Below are 16,894 nucleotides of genomic sequence, written 5' to 3' on the forward strand. Positions count from 1 at the left end.
CACGGGCGCGGAGAAACAGCGGCGGCGGATATGCTGGCATCGAACGAAAGAAAGAAGGTGGCGGACCAGCAGGATCGGACTGCTGTCGTCGACGAAGCCATCACGTCACGCCGTTCCGTGCGCGCCTTTCTGCCCGATCCGGTGGACGAAGCCACCATTGGCGACATCCTGCGGGTCGCCGCGCGCGCGCCGTCGGGCACGAACATGCAGCCCTGGAAGGTGTACGTCACGACGGGCAAGGCGAAGGAGCGTCTTTCCGAGGCTATTCTTTCCTCCGGCATCCGGGCGGAAAAGGTCGAGTGGGACGAATACAAATATTATCCGGACAAGTTCTTCGAGCCCTATCTGTCGCGCCGTCGGGCGATCGGCTATGCACTTTACGGCCTGCTCGGCATTGGCCGGCGCGAGGTGGAGCGGATGCGCGCCCAGCACGACCGCAATTTCATCTTCTTCGACGCACCGGTGGGGATGATCTTCACCATCGACCGCAGGCTGAACAAGGGGTCCTGGGTGGACTACGGCATGTTCCTGCAGTCGATCATGATCGCCGCGCGGGCGCGAGGGCTGCACACCTGCCCGCAGGCGGCCTTCGCGCCCTATCATCGTTTCATCCGGCCCGTCCTCGGAATCCCGGAGGAGGAGGTGGTGGTGTGCGGGATGGCGCTTGGCTACGAGGATACTTCGAAACCGGAAAACCGCCTGCGCAGCGAACGCGCGCCGCTGGAAGAGTTCGTCAGCTTCCTGCGCTAGACAGGCCCTCTTGCGCCCGCCGACCGTCCGGTTACGGGGAGCGCCGGGTCAGCCGACCCTTACCAAAGTTTAATGTGCGCGACAGCCTCCCGTAACATTGGATCCGGCATAAACACTGCGTTTTCAGGAAGCGCCGGCACCCGGTGCTTTGATACGAGGAGATGACGCATGCTTCGCAAGGTACTAGTTTCCGCAGTCGCCCTTTCGCTCGCTGCCGGCACTGTCGCCCTGGCACAGGACGCAGAAACCGAGGATTCGGCCGGGGCGGAGCGGACGGAGCGCCCGGAGCGCGGTCGGCACGGGATGTTCAGCCGGCTTGATCGTGACGGTGACGGCCGCATCGACGCCGAGGAGTTCGGCGGCGACAGGCTGGAGATGATGCGGGCGGCCGACGCGGACGGCGACGGCGCACTGACGGAGGAGGAGATCGCGACCTATCTGATGAACCGCCACTTCCAGCGCCGCGCCGAGCGGGCCGCGCGCTACCTGGACATCGACGGCGACGGCACCGTCACCATCGCCGAAATCGAGGATTACCAAGGCAAGCGCTTCGCCTTGCTCGACCGCGACAATGACGGCCAGATCAGCCAGGAGGAGATGCGCCGCAGCGGCATAGGCAAGCGCTTCATGCACCATCGCCGGATGGGCGAGCACGGGCCCCGCGCCGCGATGCGCGGTTGGGACCGAGACCACCACGACTCAATGATGTACCACCACCGTGGCCAGCCGAGATTCATAGACGAGGTCGACCCGATGGCACCGGAGGAAGCGTCGGACGGGGAATAGAGCAAGCTGCTTCCAGCTAGGGCGGCCAAGTGCGCCTTCGCCCTCGTTCCTCGACAGGCTCAGGATGGGGACGAAGGCGGAGCAGCATCGCGTAAGTTTCGAAGCGGGGGGCGTATACAGAAGCCCCGATGGTGAGGCCTGTCGAACCACGGGCGGATTGCCGGCGCAAGGTGACTCCGCTTCAGCTCATCATGTCCGGCGCACACGGTTTTCCACCTGCAGGAAGGCCCGGCAGCGGTGCCGGGCCTCTTCTCATCCTTCCCCGCTGAGAACCTCGTAGCCGACCTCCGCCGACGCCTCGCGCAGGATGCGCCAGAAGGAGCGGGCGAGGGAGCGGAAGACGAAGATATCGAACTGTGTCGCGCCCGTGCGCTGGATCTGTGCGGTGATGTCGTGATGCGCGGTCGCACGGCCCTCTGCGACGGCGAAGGCATCGGCCGAGAAGTCGATGGCGAAGAGCTTCGAAAGCACCCATTCCGCGCGCGGTCCGGCGATCCGGATCGCCGTGCGCCCGTGGGAGAGGTCGGTCACCGTGCCCGTCTCGAGCGGCAAGGCTGCGGCGAGCCGTGCTGCAAACCCTTCGCTGCCCGCCACGAAAAAGCGCTCCGGGCCGATTGAGAAGGCGGCCGCCCCGGCGCCGAGTGCGCCGGCATTGGGGGATGCCGGAAGCGCAAGGCCGGTCACATCGCCGATCGCCGCCGCCAAGATCTTCTTGCCCCCCGGCCAGGCGGCCGCCTCGGCCATGAAGGTCGGCGTGACCTCGCTCAGGGTGACGCCCGATCCGCCATCCGAACGACCGTGAAGATCCGGACGCAAGGCGGGGCCGAGCGGGGATTCGCGCTTAACCATGAAGGCGCCTCCCTTCCGGATCGAAGAAGTGATGGCTGGCGATCTCGACCGGGCCGAAGCGCTTTCTGAGCGGATCGGAAACAAAGGCACGGGTGCCGTGGCGCGTCTTGCCGCCCTTGACCAGCGCCAGCCCGATATATTTCGACAGGGCCGGCGAATAGCAGGCGGCGGTCACGTGCCCGATGCTCCTTCCAGGTGTCTCCAGGCCGCCGCTTTCGACGATGTGTGCACCGCTGTCGAGCGGCTGGCCGTCGAGCGAGAGGAGGCCGACCAGGCGCAGGCGGTTTCTGTCGATAAGGCCTTCGCGATCCATCAGCGCCGAGCCGATGAAGGGCTTCTTCTTCGACAGAACCCAGTCGAGATAAAGATCGCGCGCGGTCGTGCGACCGTCGATCTCCGCGCCGGCGACATGGCCCTTCTCAATGCGCAGGGTGCCGAGCGCTTCCATGCCGTAGGGCACAATGCCGTAGGGCACGCCCGCTTGCCAGAGTGTCTCCCAGACATGCCGGCCGTAGCCGGCGCCACAATAGACCTCGTAGGCGAGCTCGCCGGAAAAGGAGAGACGGCAGATCACCACCGGCACGCCGTCGATATCGCCGTGGACGATCCCCATGAAGGGCAGTGCCTCGGTGTCTACCGCTGTGCCGGTGACGCAGCCCTCAAGCACCTTTCGCGCATTGGGGCCGGCCACCGCCGCGCCGGCCCACTGGTCGGTGACGGAGGTGAGATGGATCTTGAGGTCCGGCCACACGATGTCGAGAAAATATTCCAGATGCTGCATCACCCGGCCGGCGTTCGCCGTGGTGGTGGTCATCAGGAAATCGTGCTCGCCCAGGCGCCAGGTGGTGCCGTCGTCGAAGGCGATGCCGTCTTCCCGCAGCATGAGGCCATAGCGCGCCTTGCCGCCCGGCAGGGTGGAGAACGTGTTCGTGTAGACCCGGTCGAGGAATTCGGCCGCGTCAGGCCCCTTCACCGCGATCTTGCCGAGGGTGGAGACATCGACGATGCCGACGGAGCGGCGGACGGCGGCCGCCTCGCGCACATAGGCCTGCTCGATCGTCTCCCCCGGCTCGCCGTAGATCATCGGGCGGTGCCAGAGCCCCACTTCCATCATGCGCGCGCCGTTCTCCACATGCCAATCATGCATGGGGGTCAGGCGGTCGGGCTTGAAATGGCCGTGCCTTTCACCCGCCAGCGCGCCGATGGAAACGGGCGAGAAGGGTGGGCGGAAGCGTGTCGTGCCGACCTCGCCGATCGGCAGGCCGCGCGCCTCGGCCATGATGGCAAGCCCCGGCACGTTGGAGGTCTTGCCCTGGTCGGTCGCCATGCCGAGCGTGGTGTAGCGCTTCAGATGTTCGACCGAGACGAACCCCTCGCGATGGGCAAGGCGCACGTCCTCGGCGGTCACGTCATGCTGAAGGTCGACGAAGGCCTTGCCCTTCGCTTTGATCTCGAAGACGGGGGCGGGATGCGGGTCGATTGCGGGCGCCTTGACGGTGGGCGGCTTTGCGCGCGAGGGCCTTTTCCCGACGGCCTTCAGGCCGGCATCGCGGCCGCTGGTGAGCGCCTCGGCGGTGGTCGCCGCGCCGGTGAATGCGCCGGCGCCGAGCCAGTCCTGCCGCGGCGCGGGCGGGAGAAAGGCCAGCCGAGCCTCGTCCCAGACCGGATCGCCCCCTGCCTGGCTCGCAAGGTGAATGGCCGGCGACCAGCCCCCGGAGACGGTGAGGCAGTCCACGTCGATGGGCCGCACGTCTCCCGACAGCCGGCCCGTGGCGGCGTCGAAGCGCTGCACGGAGATCTTTGACAGGCGCTTGCCGGCCGTGCCGACCACCGCATGACCGAGGAGCGGTGCCACGCCGGCTTCTTCGGCAAGCGCCCGGGCGGCGGACGGGATTTCCGGACGCACGTCGATGATGGCGATCACGGCGCCGCCGGCTTTCTTCAGCGCGGCGGCCGCGTGGTAGGCGCTGTCGTTGTTGGTGAAGACGGCGAGCTTCTCTCCCGGCAGGACACCGTACTCGCCGATATAGCGCCGGACCGCCCCGGCCAGCATCACGCCCGGCCGGTCGTTGCCGGGAAAGACGATCGGGCACTCCAGCGCGCCGCTGGCGAGCACCACCTTGCCGGCGTGGATCGACCAGTGGCGGTGTCGCGGGACACCTTCGGCAGCCCCGGGCAAGTGATCGCTCACGCGCTCGAGCGCTGCGACGGTGTTGCCGTCGTAATAGCCCCAGGCAGTGGTGCGGGTGAGGAGGCGGAGGTTCCCGCGCGCCGCCAGCCGCTCGCTGAGCGCGGTCGCCCAGTCTCGGGCCGGTTTCCCGCTGATCGTCTCGCCGGACCAGTTGGCGCTGCCCCCCGTTCGCGGTTCCTGCTCGATGAGGATCACCCGCCTGCCGGCTTTCGCCGCGGCTTCGGCCGCCGTCAGTCCGGCCGGGCCGGCGCCGACGACGAGCACGTCGCAAAAGGCGTTCATCTTCTCGTAGCGCGCCGGGTCCGGCGCGTAGCCGGCGCGGCCGAGGCCGGCGGCATGGCGGATGAAGCGCTCGCACAGCATCCAGAACCGCGTGCCGCGCAGGGGGCCGATCACCGGGCCCATGAATGTCTTGTAGTAGAAGCCGGCGGCGAGAAGCGGTCCGGCGAGCTGGCCGAGCGCGCCGATGTCGACGTCGAGCGTGGGGAAGCGGTTCTGGCTTTCCGCTGCGAGCCCCTCGTGGAGCTCGATCTGCGTCGCGGGAATGTTGGGTTCGCGCACCCGGTCTTTCAGCACGGTGACGAGCGCGTTCGGCTCGTCTGCGCCGGCGGCGAAGATGCCGCGCGGGCGGTGATACTTGAAAGAGCGGCCGACAAGCCTGACGCCGTTGGCGAGAAGTGCGGAAGCGAGCGTGTCGCCGGGATGGCCGGTATAGTCCCGGCCGTCGAAGGTGAAGCCGATCGAACGGCCGCGGTCGATCAGCCCGCCGGCGGAGGCACGGCGTGGGCTCATGGCCGGCCTCCGGCTGCGTTGAGCCCCGCCCGGGCGAACGCTACGCTCAGAATCTCGTGGGTGATCGTATCGCGCGTGAGAAGAAGATGCGTCCGGCAGCCGCCCGTATGCTGCCAGTATTCGCGGTGCGGGCCGGCGGGATTGGGCCGGTTGTAGAGATAGTCGTACCAGGCCTTCATGTCGGCCGAGGCAGGATCGGGGCGCGTGCGCGTGGCGTCCCCCTGATAGGAGAATTCCGACATCTCGCGCGTGCCGCAGTGGGGGCAGGGGATCAGCATGGCGCCGTCAAATCCATGTCGGGTCCTAATGCAGCTTCGGTGTGGGGCCCGCGCCCTTTTCGTCGATGACGCTGCCGCGCGCGAAGCGCGACAGCGTGAAGGGCGCGTTGACGTGGTGAGGCTCGTCCCGGGCGATGGTCCAGGCGAAGGAGAAGCCCGAGGCCGGCGTGGCCTTGAAGCCGCCGTAGCACCAGCCGCAGTTGAGATACATGCCGGGCAGCGGCCCCTTGGTGATGATGGGTGAGCCGTCCATGGACATGTCCATGACACCGCCCCAGGAACGTAAGAGCCGCAGGCGGGCGGCGGCCGGAAACAGGGCGACCATCTCGCCCATCACCTCTTCGACCAGTGGCAGGTCGCCGCGCTGGGCGTAGGAGTTGTAACCGTCGAGGTCGCCGCCGAAGACCAGTCCGCCCTTGTCCGACTGGGACACATAGAGGTGGCCGCCGCCGAAGGTGACGACGCAGTCTACGAAGGGCTTGATCGATTCGGAGACGAACGCCTGCAGCACGTGGCTCTCGATAGGAAATCGCTCGATCCCCGCTATCTGCAGCAGCCTGCTGGTGCTGCCGGCGACCGCCACGCCGACCTTCCGGGCGCGGATTTCGCCGCGGGTGGTGGTTACCCCGGTGATCTTGTCGTCCTCGCGCAGGAAACCCGTTACCCCGCAATTTTCGATGATGTCGACGCCGCGCCGGTCTGCCGCGCGCGCATAGCCCCACGCGACTGCGTCATGACGCGCGGTGCCGGCGCGTGGCTGGAGGAGCCCGCCGACGACGGGGAAGCGGGCGGAGGCGGAGAGGTCGACGCCGGGCACCTTGCGCGCGATCTCTTCACGCGTCAGCCACACTGCGTCGCCGCCTTCATGGCGCATGGCGTTGCCGCGGCGGATATAATCGTCCGCCTGGGCCGGCGAATGGGCGAGGTTGAGGATTCCCCGCTGCGAGAACATGACGTTGTAATTCAGCTCGTGTGACAGGTTCTCCCACAGCCGCAGCGAGAAATCATAGAAGCGGATGGATTCGGGCAGCAGGTAGTTCGACCGCACGATGGTGGTGTTGCGGCCGACATTGCCGGAGCCGAGCCAGCCCTTCTCCAGCACCGCGACATTGGTGATGCCGTGCTCCTTGGCGAGGTAGTAGGCGGTTGCCAGCCCGTGCCCGCCGCCGCCGATGATGATGACGTCGTAAGCCGGTTTCGGCACGGCCTTGCGCCAGGCCGGTTTCCAGTCCCGGTTGCCGTTGAGCGCATTCCAAAGAAGCGCAAGGGCCGAATATTCCGCCATGCATGCCGCCGAAGTCCCACGAACAGGTAACCTATAGGGCAGGTGCCGGGCGCGAGGCAATCGATGCGCCGTGTGCTGCGCCCGAGCGGCCCGCATGGCCAAGGGTTGGTACGAGGCGCCGAATTCCGCGGGATTTGAGTGAATCTCCTTACTCTCGATTAACGCTCACCGAAAAAAGCAGTTGCCGGAGGGAGCTTGGACTTTCCGATTCAGAGTTCCGAAGCGGTTTGGCGATAGGGAGCGGAGGTGGCGAGGGCCTACCCTCGCGCGCAACGATTTTTCGGGGGCTACAAAATGGATGTGCGGTCCGAACGCGTGGCGGTACCGCTGGCCGTCGATCTCGACGGAACGCTGATCGCGACCGATCTCCTGTGGGAAAGCCTGTTTCTGCTCATTCGCAGGAACCCGCTCTGGCTGTTCCTCATCCCCTGGTGGCTGTGGCAGGGCCGGGCGCGGCTGAAATGCGCGATTGCCGAGCGCGTCGAGCTCGATCCGGCCGCGCTGCCCTATCGCGCAGCGCTCGTGGAGCGGTTGCGGGAGGAGCGTGCCGCCGGCAGACAGATCGTGCTCGCGACCGCCGCGCCGCGCCGGCTGGCGGAGAAGATCGCCGCGCATCTCGGACTCTTCGATCTGGTGATCTGCACCGATCCCGGCTGCAATATGGCCTCCGGGATCAAGCGGAAGGCGCTCGCGGAACTCTTCGGCGACGGCGGTTTCGACTATGCCGGCAACGGCCGCGCGGACATCGCTGTCTTCGATTCGGCGCGCCGCGCGATCGTCGTCGCACCGGACCGGCATGCTGCCGGTTGGTACGGGAGGCATGGCGGCGAACTCATCGCCGCGCCGAAGCTGAGCTTGAAGATCCTCGTCAGGATGCTGCGCGTTCACCAGTGGGTGAAAAACGCGTTGATCTTCGTGCCGGTGGTGCTGGCGCATCAATATCTCAATGCGGCACTTCTGGTCGACAGCCTGCTTGCCTTCATCGCCTTCAGCGCGGCGGCCTCGGCGATCTACATCCTCAACGACTTCTTCGACCTGGCGAACGACCGCCGGCATCCGACCAAGCGTGACAGGCCATTTGCCAGCGGCGCTCTGTCGATCCCGTTCGGCCTTTGTGCCATGGGGCTGCTGCTCGCCGTGGCCACCGTGACGGCGCTGTTTCTGCCCGCCGTCTTCAGCGCCGTCCTCATTCTCTATCTCGTCGCGACGACGAGCTATTCGATCGCGGTCAAGCGCATGCTGCTGCTCGACGTGCTGATGCTCGCGGGCCTTTATACGGTGCGCATCCTTGCCGGCTGCGCGGCCACGGGCATTGCCGTCTCGTTCTGGCTGTTGGCCTTTTCGACCTTCTTTTTCCTCTCCCTGGCCCTGGTCAAGCGCTATGTCGAGCTGCGTTCGACCACGCTGCCGACGGGCGAGCGCATTGCCGGGCGCGGCTATCGCACGGAAGATCAGGAGATCATCGCACAAGCCGGCCTCGCCTCGGCCTTCTCTTCGGCCCTGGTGCTGGCGCTCTATATCCAGAGCGATTCCATCGCGGACCTCTACGCGCATCCCTGGCTCGTCTGGCCCTTGAGCCCGATCGTGCTCTATCTCACCATGCGCATCTGGATTCTCGCGCGCCGCGACGAGATGCACGACGACCCGATCGTCTTCATCATCCGTGACTGGCGCAGCCAGCTCGTCTCCGGCATCGGCGCCGTCCTCCTCTTTACGGCGGGGCTGTGATGGGCGCGCTCTACCACAGCTTCGGGCGGACGGCAGCGCCGGCGCACCGCGCGATCGGCGCCGATGAGGCGATCGCCCAACTGAAGGTCGGGCGGCGGCAGGAGCGGTCGCTCCTCGCCTATGGCAACGGCCGCTCCTATGGCGACAGCTGCCTGAACGGCTCGGGCACGCTCGTCGACATGCGGGCGAAGAGCCGCATCCTGTCCTTCGACGCGCAGACCGGCTTCCTCAAGGCAGAAGCGGGAGCGATGCTTGCCGACATCATTGACCTGGCCGCCCCGCAGGGCTGGTTCCCGGCGGTGGTCCCGGGGACGCGCTTCATCACGCTGGGCGGCGCCATCGCCAATGACGTGCACGGCAAGAACCATCACCGCCGCGGAACCTTCGGCCGCCATGTCGAGGCGCTGACGCTGCTGCGCTCCGACGGCACGCTGCACTATTGCCGCGCCGATCAAGAGTCTGAGCTCTTTCGCGCCACCGTCGGTGGCATGGGGCTGACCGGCCTGATCCTGGACGCCACCATCCGCCTGATGAAGGTCGGCTCGGCCGATGTCGAGGAGGAGGCGACGGCCTTCTCATCGCTCGAGGAATATTTCGCGCTGGCAGAAGAGGCGGACTCGCGAAACGAATATGCAGTCGCCTGGATCGACCAGCTCGCCACCGGCGCGGCGGCAGGCAGGGGCTTGCTCCTGACGGCGAACCACGCGCGGGAAGGTACCTTCCGTCCTGCGCCGAAGGCTTGGCTTTCGGTACCCTTACAGCCACCCTTCAATGTGTTGAACAACGCGTCGATCCGTCTTTTCAACAAGGCCTACCGTTGGGTAAAGCAGCGCAAGTCGGGCCTCGAGCGCAGCGGTTTCGCCGGCTACTTCTTCCCCCTCGACGGTGTTCGCCACTGGAACCGGCTTTACGGGCCGGGCGGGCTCTTCCAGCACCAGAGCGTGGTGCCGGAGGAAGCGGCCCGCAAGGCCATACCGGCCATGCTTTCCGCAGCGCGCGCGGCGGGTCAGGCCTCGTTCCTGACGGTGCTGAAGCGCTTCGGCGACGTTCCTTCTCCGGGCCTGCTGTCATTTCCGCGACTCGGCTACACATTGACCCTGGATTTTCCGAACCGCGGAAAGAGGACTTTGCAGCTTCTTGAAAAGCTGGACGAAATCACCGTTGCGGCTGGGGGCGCGGTCAATCCCTACAAGGATGCGCGCATGGCTGCGGAGGTCTTCGCCGCTTCCTTTCCGGACTGGCAGGCGCTCGAGCGCACGCGCGACCCCGCCTTCATGTCGGACTTCTGGCAGCGCACGGCGATGCGGGCCGCGTCATCCGTCAGGCTCGATCAGGCGGCGGAGTAGGGAACATGATGGATCCCTTTCAGAAAGATGACCGGCTTGCGCGCAATTCGAGCGAACGGTTTCACGCGATTTTTTCATCTGTTTCCTATGCAGGGGCAGGGGACAAACGGGGCGGCCAAGCATGAAATACATTCCCTTCATCCTGTTCACGGTGCTGACCAACGCGGTGGCGCAACTCATGCTGAAATACGGCATGATGAGCCTGGGGCCATTGAGCTTTGCCGGTGTCAATCCCGTCCTCAAGATCCTGCAGATCGTCTTCAGCCCCTGGATTTTCGCGGGGCTGTGCGTGTTCGTCGTCTCGATGGCCTCGCACCTCTTCGTGCTCTCCAAGGTGGAGCTTTCCTTCGCCTATCCCTTCCTGAGCCTCGCCTACGTGGCCGTGGCGGTCTTTGCCTATCTGCTCTGGCGCGAGGATCTCAACGCCTACCGCATCGCCGGCATCGCGCTGATCTGCGTTGGAACGGTGCTCATCGCCCACAGCGGCCGCAAGACGGACGAGGCCGCCGTCGCCTCCAGGGCACTGCAATCGGAAAGGTCGACCATCCAATGAAACACATCATCTTCGGCGGAGACGGCTTCGTCGGCCGCCACCTCGCACCCAAGCTCATCGCCGACGGCCAGGAGGTCGTTGTGGCCGATATCGTCAAGAGCGATTTTCCGCACTACCGCCAGGCGCGCTTCGTCCACTGTGACGTGACCGACCCGACCACCATCCCGGCGGTCGGGATGGAGGCCGACGACATGGTCTACAACCTGTCGGCCAAGATGCTCTCGCCCATCCAGGTGCGGTCCAAGCGCCACGACTTCTTCTATCCCGTGAACTATCACGGCACGGTCAACATCATCGAGGCGATGGACAAGCGGGGGGCGAAGAACCTCGTCCACTTCACCACCGACATGATTTACGGCCACACGGTCACTTATCCCATGACCGAGGACCATCCGGTGGCGCCGCTCGGTGAGTACGGGCAGTCGAAGCTCGACACGGAGGTGCTCGCTGCCGAATGGCGCAAGCGCGGCATGAACATCGCGCTCTTCCGCCCTCGGCTCATCATCGGGCCGGGCAGGCTCGGGATCCTCGAAAAGCTCTTCAAGCTGATCGACTACAACCTGCCTGTGCCGATGATCGGCGCCGGCAGGAATCCCTACCAGTTCATTTCCGTCTTCGACTGTGCGGAGGCGGCAAGGCTGGCCTGGAAGGCGGGCGTGCCGAACGAGGCCTACAATCTGGGCTCCCTCAACCCGCCGCCGGTCAGGAAGCTGCTCGGCGACCTGATCAGGCATGCTGGGTCAAAATCCTTCCTGCTGCCGACGCCCGGCTGGGCGGTCAAGCGGACGCTCGACCTCCTCGATCTTTTCAACATGCCGCTGATGGACCCGGAGCAGTATCTGATCGCCGACGAGATGTGCGTACTGGACGTCTCCAAGGGCGAGCGGGAGCTCGGCTGGGTGCCGCAGTACCGCGACGGGGACATGCTGATCGCCGCATACGACGAATACAGCGCAAGGAAGGCCGGCCAGCCTGCCGAAGCGCGCGAAGTTCCGGCCGAATAGGAGTTCTTCCATGACCGTGATGACGAAAGCCGAACGAGGCGCCGGAACCGCTGTACAAGCACCTGAGCTGGCGCGAGAGGGAAACCCCAGGCCGGCGCTCATGAGTGTCGAGGACGCCAAGGCGCTTGACGTCGGGCAGATGGCCGAGCTCTTCAAGGCGCATCTCAACCCTGGCCAGCTTCATTTCATGAAGCTGCTCGGCTTTCACAAGGTGAAGGTCGAGCGCGCCGAGGGCATGTACTACATTGACCAGAACGGCCGGAAGATCCTCGATTTCTTCGGCGGTTTCGGCTCGCTCGCCTTTGGCCACAACCACCCGCGCATCCTTGAGGCGCGGCAGAAGTTTCAGGCAGAGAAACGGCACGAGATCGCCATCGCCTTCATGTCGCAATATGCGACGGCGCTCGCGCACAATCTGGCCGCCTGCTCGCCCGGCGACCTCGACATGGTGTTCCTCGGTTCATCCGGCTCGGAGGCGATGGAGGCGGCCGTGAAGCTCGCCGAGCGCGCGGCGGGGTCGAAGCGGCCGAAGATCGTCTATGCGGAGAACTCCTTCCACGGGAAGACGAAGGGCGTGCTGGCTCTCACCGACGGCCAGCTCTACCGCGGCGAGTTCCGGCTGACGGACAATGTGGTGCGGGTGCCCTTCGGCGATATCGAGGCGGTGGAGAACGCCTTCCGCAGCGACCCCGAGATCGGTGCGATCGTGCTCGAAACCGTCCAGGGCGGTGGCGGCATCATCGAGGCCGCGCCAGAATTCTGGCAGAAGCTGCGCCGGCTTTGCGATGAGTACGGCGTGTTGTGGGTGGCCGACGAGGTGCAGTGCGGCTTCGGGCGCACGGGACGCTTCTACGCATTCGAGCACTACGGCGTGGTGCCGGACATCACCGCGCTCGCAAAGTCGCTGGGCGCGGGCAAGGCGGCCGTTGGCGCCATGATCGCCAAGCGCGACGTCTACATGAAGGCCTATGGCTCGCCAAAGACGGCAATGATCCATGCCATGGCCACCTTCGGCGGCATCGGCGAGGCGTGTGTCACGGCCATCGAGGGGCTCAACGTGCTCTATGACGAGGCGCTGATCGAGAATGCCGAGGCGACGGGCGCCTACCTCATCGAGCGCCTGAATGCGCTGAAGGAAAAATATCCGCGCATCATCAAGGATGTGCGCGGGCGCGGCTGCATGGTGGGGCTGGAGTTCCAGGATTTCTCCCAGACACTGCCCGCCGTTCTGCGCCCGATGGTGGCGATGCTGGACGACAAGCTGAAGGGCTCCCTGTCGGGCTTCGTCGGCGCGGCCCTTCTGCGCGACCATGACGTGCTGGTGGCCTTCACCGAATACAACCGCAACGTCATCCGCCTCGAGCCGCCACTGATCGTCGGGCGCGAGCATGTGGACACCTTTGTCGACGCGCTCGACGCGCTGCTTTCGCGCGGCGTGGTGTCGATCGTGAAGGATTTCGCCAGGAGCCAGATGGGCTGAGATGGACCGGGGCGGGGAAGGGCAGTGAGTAGCTTGCAGCAGAGCTTGATCGGCCGGGTGCTTACCAGCCCGCCGGGCGACGGCTTCGTGCGCCGCTTGACGCAGCGCGGCTTGCTCGACCGGGCGGGTGCGCTCTTTCTCCTCCTGGGAGTGCTGGCCACGGCTGCCTATGGTTTGGTCAGGCCGGATTACAATTGGGACATGGTGGCCTATATCGCCACCGCACTTGAAAACCGCATCGACGATGCTGAAGCGTTGCATGCCGAGACCTGGGCACGGATCGAAGCGGGGGCCGACGAGACACAGGAATATCATCTGAAATATTCCAACCCGTACAATCTGAACCAGTGGGAAAACCCGGCGGATTTCCAGTCGCAGCTTTCCATGTACCGGGTAAAGGTGGCCTATGTGGCGCTGCTCAGGCTGCTGGAACCAGTCACGGGACTGGCCACAGGTGCCATTCTGCTCAGCGTCGTCCCGTCGCTTTGTGTCGGTCTGCTCTGTCTGTGGTGGCTGTGGCGGGCGGAGGCGCTGCAGGGTGCGTTCTTCCTCCTGCCGCTTCTTTTCCTCGCGGATTACTTTCGGATGACGTCGGCCGCCGTGCCTGACATGCTGCTCGCCCTGGTCTCCCTGTCGGCGGTCTACGCCCTGTGGCGGGGGCGCATGTGGCTGGGCTACAGCCTGCTCTTCGCCTCCGTATTCGTGCGGCCTGACAACATCATCCTCATCTTCGCGGTGCTGATCGCGGCGGTCCTTTTCAACTGGCGGAAGCTGCCGATACTCTTCACCTTCCTGGCTGCCCTGGCGGCTTGCCTTGTCATCTCCAAGGTCGGCGGGCATCCCGGCTGGTGGGCGCACTTCTACTTCTCCTGTGTGGAGATCCAGAATTCCATGGCCGGGTTCGATCCCGATTTCTCGCTTCTGGCGATGATCAGGGGATACGTGCGTGGAGTGGTGGTGGCGCTGCAATTCAACGACTGGCCGGCGATCTTGGCGGTGCTGACGGGTGGCTGGGCGCTGCTGGCCCGCTATCGAAGCATGGGAGAGCCGCGGGCCAACGCGCTGGCCTTCGCGCTGGCCATCGGCACGCTCGGAAAGTTCGCCAGCTTCCCGCTTCCCGACGACCGCTTCTACTTCGTCTTCATCGCCGGAATGGCACTCGTTCTGGTGGCGTCGTGGAAGCCGCGCTTCGACGGTAAGGGCGCGCGCTGAAGCGGAAGTCGCGACGCAATTCGGCCATGTCGCAAACAGGCCGGGGGGAGCGCCCGGCCAACGCATAATCTTCCTCGCGAAAAGCGGCCGAAACCGGCAGGAGCGAGGGAGATTAAGGCATGAAGAGCGAGGCGCGCGCGGTCGTCATCGGAGGAGGCGTGGTCGGTGTTTCCACGCTCTACCATCTGGCGAAGAAGGGCTGGTCGGATGTCGTTCTGCTTGAGCGCAAGGAACTGACCTCCGGCTCCACCTGGCATGCCGCCGGCCTCCTGCCGCTCTTCAACATGAGCTACTCCGTCGGCCAGATCCACAAATACTCGGTGAGGTTCTATCAGGAGCTTCAGGAGGAGACCGGCATGAATGTCGGTTTCACCCGGTGCTCCAACATCCGGCTCGCCCGCACGAAGGACCGCTGGGACGAATACATGTACTACGCCGGCATCGCCGAGACGATCGGCGTGCCTTACAGGCTGCTGACGCCGGAAGAGGTCAAGGAGGTCTGGCCGCTGTGCGAAACGGAGGGCCTGCTGGGCGCCATCCAGCATCCCGACGACGGCTATATCCAGCCGGCCGACCTCACCCAGGCGCTTGCCAAGGGCGCGCGCGACAAGGGTGCCACGATCTATCGCAACACCGCGGTCATGGCCCTGGAGCAGCAGGGCGACGGCAGATGGCTGGTCAAGACCGACAAGGGCGACATCCTCGCCGAGCACGTCGTGTCGGCCACCGGCAATTTTGCCCGAAAGACGGGCGAGATGGTGGGGCTCGACGTACCCGTCATTCCCGTCGAGCATCAGTACATCGTCACCGAACCGCACCCGGCGATCGTGGAACGCAAGAAACAGGGCCTGCCGGAGATGGGCGTGCTGCGCGAAAGCGACTCCTCCTGGTACATGCGCGAGGAGAACGGCGGCCTGCTGCTCGGGCCCTACGAGGCGGGTGCGCCCTGCTGCTACGTGGACGGGCCGTCCGACGACAGCGAATACGAGCTCTTCCAGGAGGACCTCGACCGCCTGATGCCCCATGTGGAGACGGCGATCGAGCGCGTGCCGGCCTTCGGCGAGGCAGGCATCAAGAAGATCTATAACGGCGCGATCGCCTACACGCCGGACGGCTCGCCCATCATCGGCCCGGCGCCGGGGTTGAAGAACTTCTGGCTGAACGAAGGCCATTCCTTCGGCGTGACGGCGGCCGGCGGGGCCGGCTGGCAGATCGCCGAGTGGATCGTCGAGGGTGAGCCTTCCATCGACATGATGGGCGTCGACCCGCGCCGTTTCGGCCCCTATGCAACCGAGGGCTATCTGCGCGAGAAGAACGAGGAGGCTTATGCCAACGTCTTCACGATGCACTACCCGGACGAGGAGCGTGCGGCGGCGCGTCCTTTGAAGATGACGCCCTGTTACGGGCGCATGAAGGAGCGCGGCGCCGTCTTCGGCTCCGTCTACGGCTGGGAGCGGCCCAACTGGTTCGCACCGGAAGGCTACGCCTTGCCCGAGGAAGAGCTCGGCGTGGGCGCGGACGTGATCACGAAGCACAATCACGCGCCGCCGCTCGAAGACGGGCGCATCGTCGAGAAATGGTCGTTCCGCCGCTCGAACTATTTCGAGCATGTCGGCAACGAGGTGAAGAACGTCCACGAGAATGTGGGCCTGCTCGACATGTCGGCCTTCGCCAAGATCGAGGTCTCGGGCCCGGGCGGTCGCGCGTGGCTCGACTCGATCTTCGCCAACCGCATCCCCAAGAAGCGGGGCAGGGTGGCGCTGTGCCACCTTTTGACGAAGAACGGCGGGGTGCGTTCCGAATTCACCGTCTACGAATGGGCGCCCGGCCGCTTCTATCTCGTCTCGGCGGGTGGCTTCGAAGCGCATGACCATGACGTTCTGGCCAAGCTGCTTCCGGCGGACGGCTCCGTGGTGCTGCGCCCACTCACCGAACAGTACGGCGTGTTCGTGCTCGCCGGGCCTAAATCCCGCGATGTGCTGAAGAAGCTCGCGCATATCCCGCTGTCCAACGCTGACTTTCCGTGGCTTTCCGGCCGGAAGATATCCCTCGGCCATGCCACCGCGCATGCGCTGCGGGTCAATTTTGTCGGGGAACTCGGCTGGGAGTTGCATCACCCCATCGCCATGCAGAACGCCCTCTTCGACATGCTGATGGAGGCGGGCGCACAGTTCGGCATCAGGCCCTTCGGCATCCGGGCGATGACAGCGATGGCCATCGAGAAGAGCTACCGGCTTATCCCGCGCGAACTGTCGATCGAATACACCGCCTGGGAGAGCGGTCTCGACCGCTTCGTCCATCCCGACAAGGGAGACTTCATCGGCCGTGAGGCACTGCTGCGCCAGCGCGAGGACGGCATCAGATGGAACTACGTCACGCTGGAGGTGCACGACGTGAGGGATGCCGACGCACGCGGCTCCGAGGCGATCTACAAGGACGATAAGCTCGTCGGCCGCGCCACCCACGGTGGCTATGGCTGGCGCGTCGGCAAGAGCCTGGCGCTTGCGATGGTGCGGCCGGAACATGCGGCGGAAGGGACCAGGCTGGAGATCAAGATCCTCGGCAAGATGCATCCGGCCACGGTCATTGCCGAAAGCCCCTTCGATCCCGATAACGAGGCGCTCCGCGCCGACGGGTAAG

Annotated in this window: 13 protein-coding genes; 9 read left to right on the forward strand and 4 right to left on the reverse strand. The window is 65.4% G+C overall.

Features of this window, described 5'->3' with window-relative positions; all coding sequences use genetic code 11:
• Positions 1 to 30 precede the first annotated feature (30 nt).
• Positions 31 to 750: a nitroreductase gene (locus SIN08_RS03440; RefSeq protein WP_322450121.1), complete on the forward strand. Its 720-nt coding sequence runs from the start codon at positions 31 to 33 to the stop codon at positions 748 to 750.
• A gap of 168 nt (positions 751 to 918) precedes the next feature.
• Positions 919 to 1,536: an EF-hand domain-containing protein gene (locus tag SIN08_RS03445; protein WP_322450122.1), complete on the forward strand. Its 618-nt coding sequence runs from the start codon at positions 919 to 921 to the stop codon at positions 1,534 to 1,536.
• Between the two features lie 252 nt (positions 1,537 to 1,788).
• On the opposite strand, the gene SIN08_RS03450 is transcribed toward SIN08_RS03445, so the two are convergent.
• From SIN08_RS03450 to SIN08_RS03465, 4 genes are read right to left on the reverse strand one after another with little or no spacing between them, the layout of a single operon-like run.
• Positions 1,789 to 2,385 (reverse strand): sarcosine oxidase subunit gamma, encoded by a 597-nt coding sequence (locus tag SIN08_RS03450; RefSeq protein WP_322450123.1) that lies wholly within the window; start codon positions 2,383 to 2,385, stop codon positions 1,789 to 1,791.
• Entirely contained in the window at positions 2,378 to 5,368 is a 2,991-nt protein-coding gene (locus SIN08_RS03455; protein ID WP_322450124.1) for a sarcosine oxidase subunit alpha family protein, read from the reverse strand. The genes SIN08_RS03450 and SIN08_RS03455 overlap by 8 nt, the downstream gene beginning before the upstream one ends.
• Positions 5,365 to 5,646, reverse strand: a complete 282-nt coding sequence (locus SIN08_RS03460; protein ID WP_322450125.1) for a sarcosine oxidase subunit delta family protein — start codon at positions 5,644 to 5,646, stop codon at positions 5,365 to 5,367. Before SIN08_RS03460 ends, SIN08_RS03455 begins: the two co-directional genes overlap by 4 nt.
• 25 nt (positions 5,647 to 5,671) lie before the next feature.
• Positions 5,672 to 6,931 carry a sarcosine oxidase subunit beta family protein gene (locus SIN08_RS03465; RefSeq protein ID WP_322450127.1) on the reverse strand — a complete coding sequence of 420 codons (1,260 nt, stop codon included), beginning with the start codon at positions 6,929 to 6,931 and terminating at the stop codon, positions 5,672 to 5,674.
• A 294-nt stretch (positions 6,932 to 7,225) separates the two neighbouring features.
• Between SIN08_RS03465 and SIN08_RS03470 the strand changes: the two genes are divergently transcribed.
• The 7 genes from SIN08_RS03470 to SIN08_RS03500 all read left to right on the forward strand — a co-directional run bounded on the left by SIN08_RS03470 (position 7,226) and on the right by SIN08_RS03500 (position 16,893).
• A complete protein-coding gene (locus SIN08_RS03470) occupies positions 7,226 to 8,659 on the forward strand; it encodes a UbiA family prenyltransferase (RefSeq protein ID WP_322450129.1) in 1,434 nt (477 codons plus the stop codon).
• Entirely contained in the window at positions 8,659 to 10,005 is a 1,347-nt protein-coding gene (locus SIN08_RS03475; RefSeq protein WP_322450130.1) for an FAD-binding oxidoreductase, read from the forward strand. Before SIN08_RS03470 ends, SIN08_RS03475 begins: the two co-directional genes overlap by 1 nt.
• Positions 10,006 to 10,126: 121 nt before the next feature.
• On the forward strand, positions 10,127 to 10,558 hold the full coding sequence (locus SIN08_RS03480; RefSeq protein WP_322450131.1) for a transporter: 432 nt from the start codon (positions 10,127 to 10,129) through the stop codon (positions 10,556 to 10,558).
• On the forward strand, positions 10,555 to 11,562 hold the full coding sequence (locus tag SIN08_RS03485; protein WP_322450132.1) for an NAD(P)-dependent oxidoreductase: 1,008 nt from the start codon (positions 10,555 to 10,557) through the stop codon (positions 11,560 to 11,562). The genes SIN08_RS03480 and SIN08_RS03485 overlap by 4 nt, the downstream gene beginning before the upstream one ends.
• A gap of 10 nt (positions 11,563 to 11,572) precedes the next feature.
• Complete coding sequence (locus SIN08_RS03490) at positions 11,573 to 13,042, forward strand: aspartate aminotransferase family protein (RefSeq protein WP_416208009.1); 1,470 nt, start codon at positions 11,573 to 11,575, stop codon at positions 13,040 to 13,042.
• A 24-nt stretch (positions 13,043 to 13,066) separates the two neighbouring features.
• Complete coding sequence (locus SIN08_RS03495; protein ID WP_322450134.1) at positions 13,067 to 14,254, forward strand: hypothetical protein; 1,188 nt, start codon at positions 13,067 to 13,069, stop codon at positions 14,252 to 14,254.
• Positions 14,255 to 14,373: 119 nt separating this feature from the next.
• Positions 14,374 to 16,893 (forward strand): FAD-dependent oxidoreductase, encoded by a 2,520-nt coding sequence (locus SIN08_RS03500; protein ID WP_322450135.1) that lies wholly within the window; start codon positions 14,374 to 14,376, stop codon positions 16,891 to 16,893.
• Position 16,894 lies beyond the last annotated feature (1 nt).

Origin of the sequence: Chelativorans sp. M5D2P16 (genome assembly GCF_034427935.1) — a bacterium.
Taxonomy (GTDB): domain Bacteria; phylum Pseudomonadota; class Alphaproteobacteria; order Rhizobiales; family Rhizobiaceae; genus Chelativorans.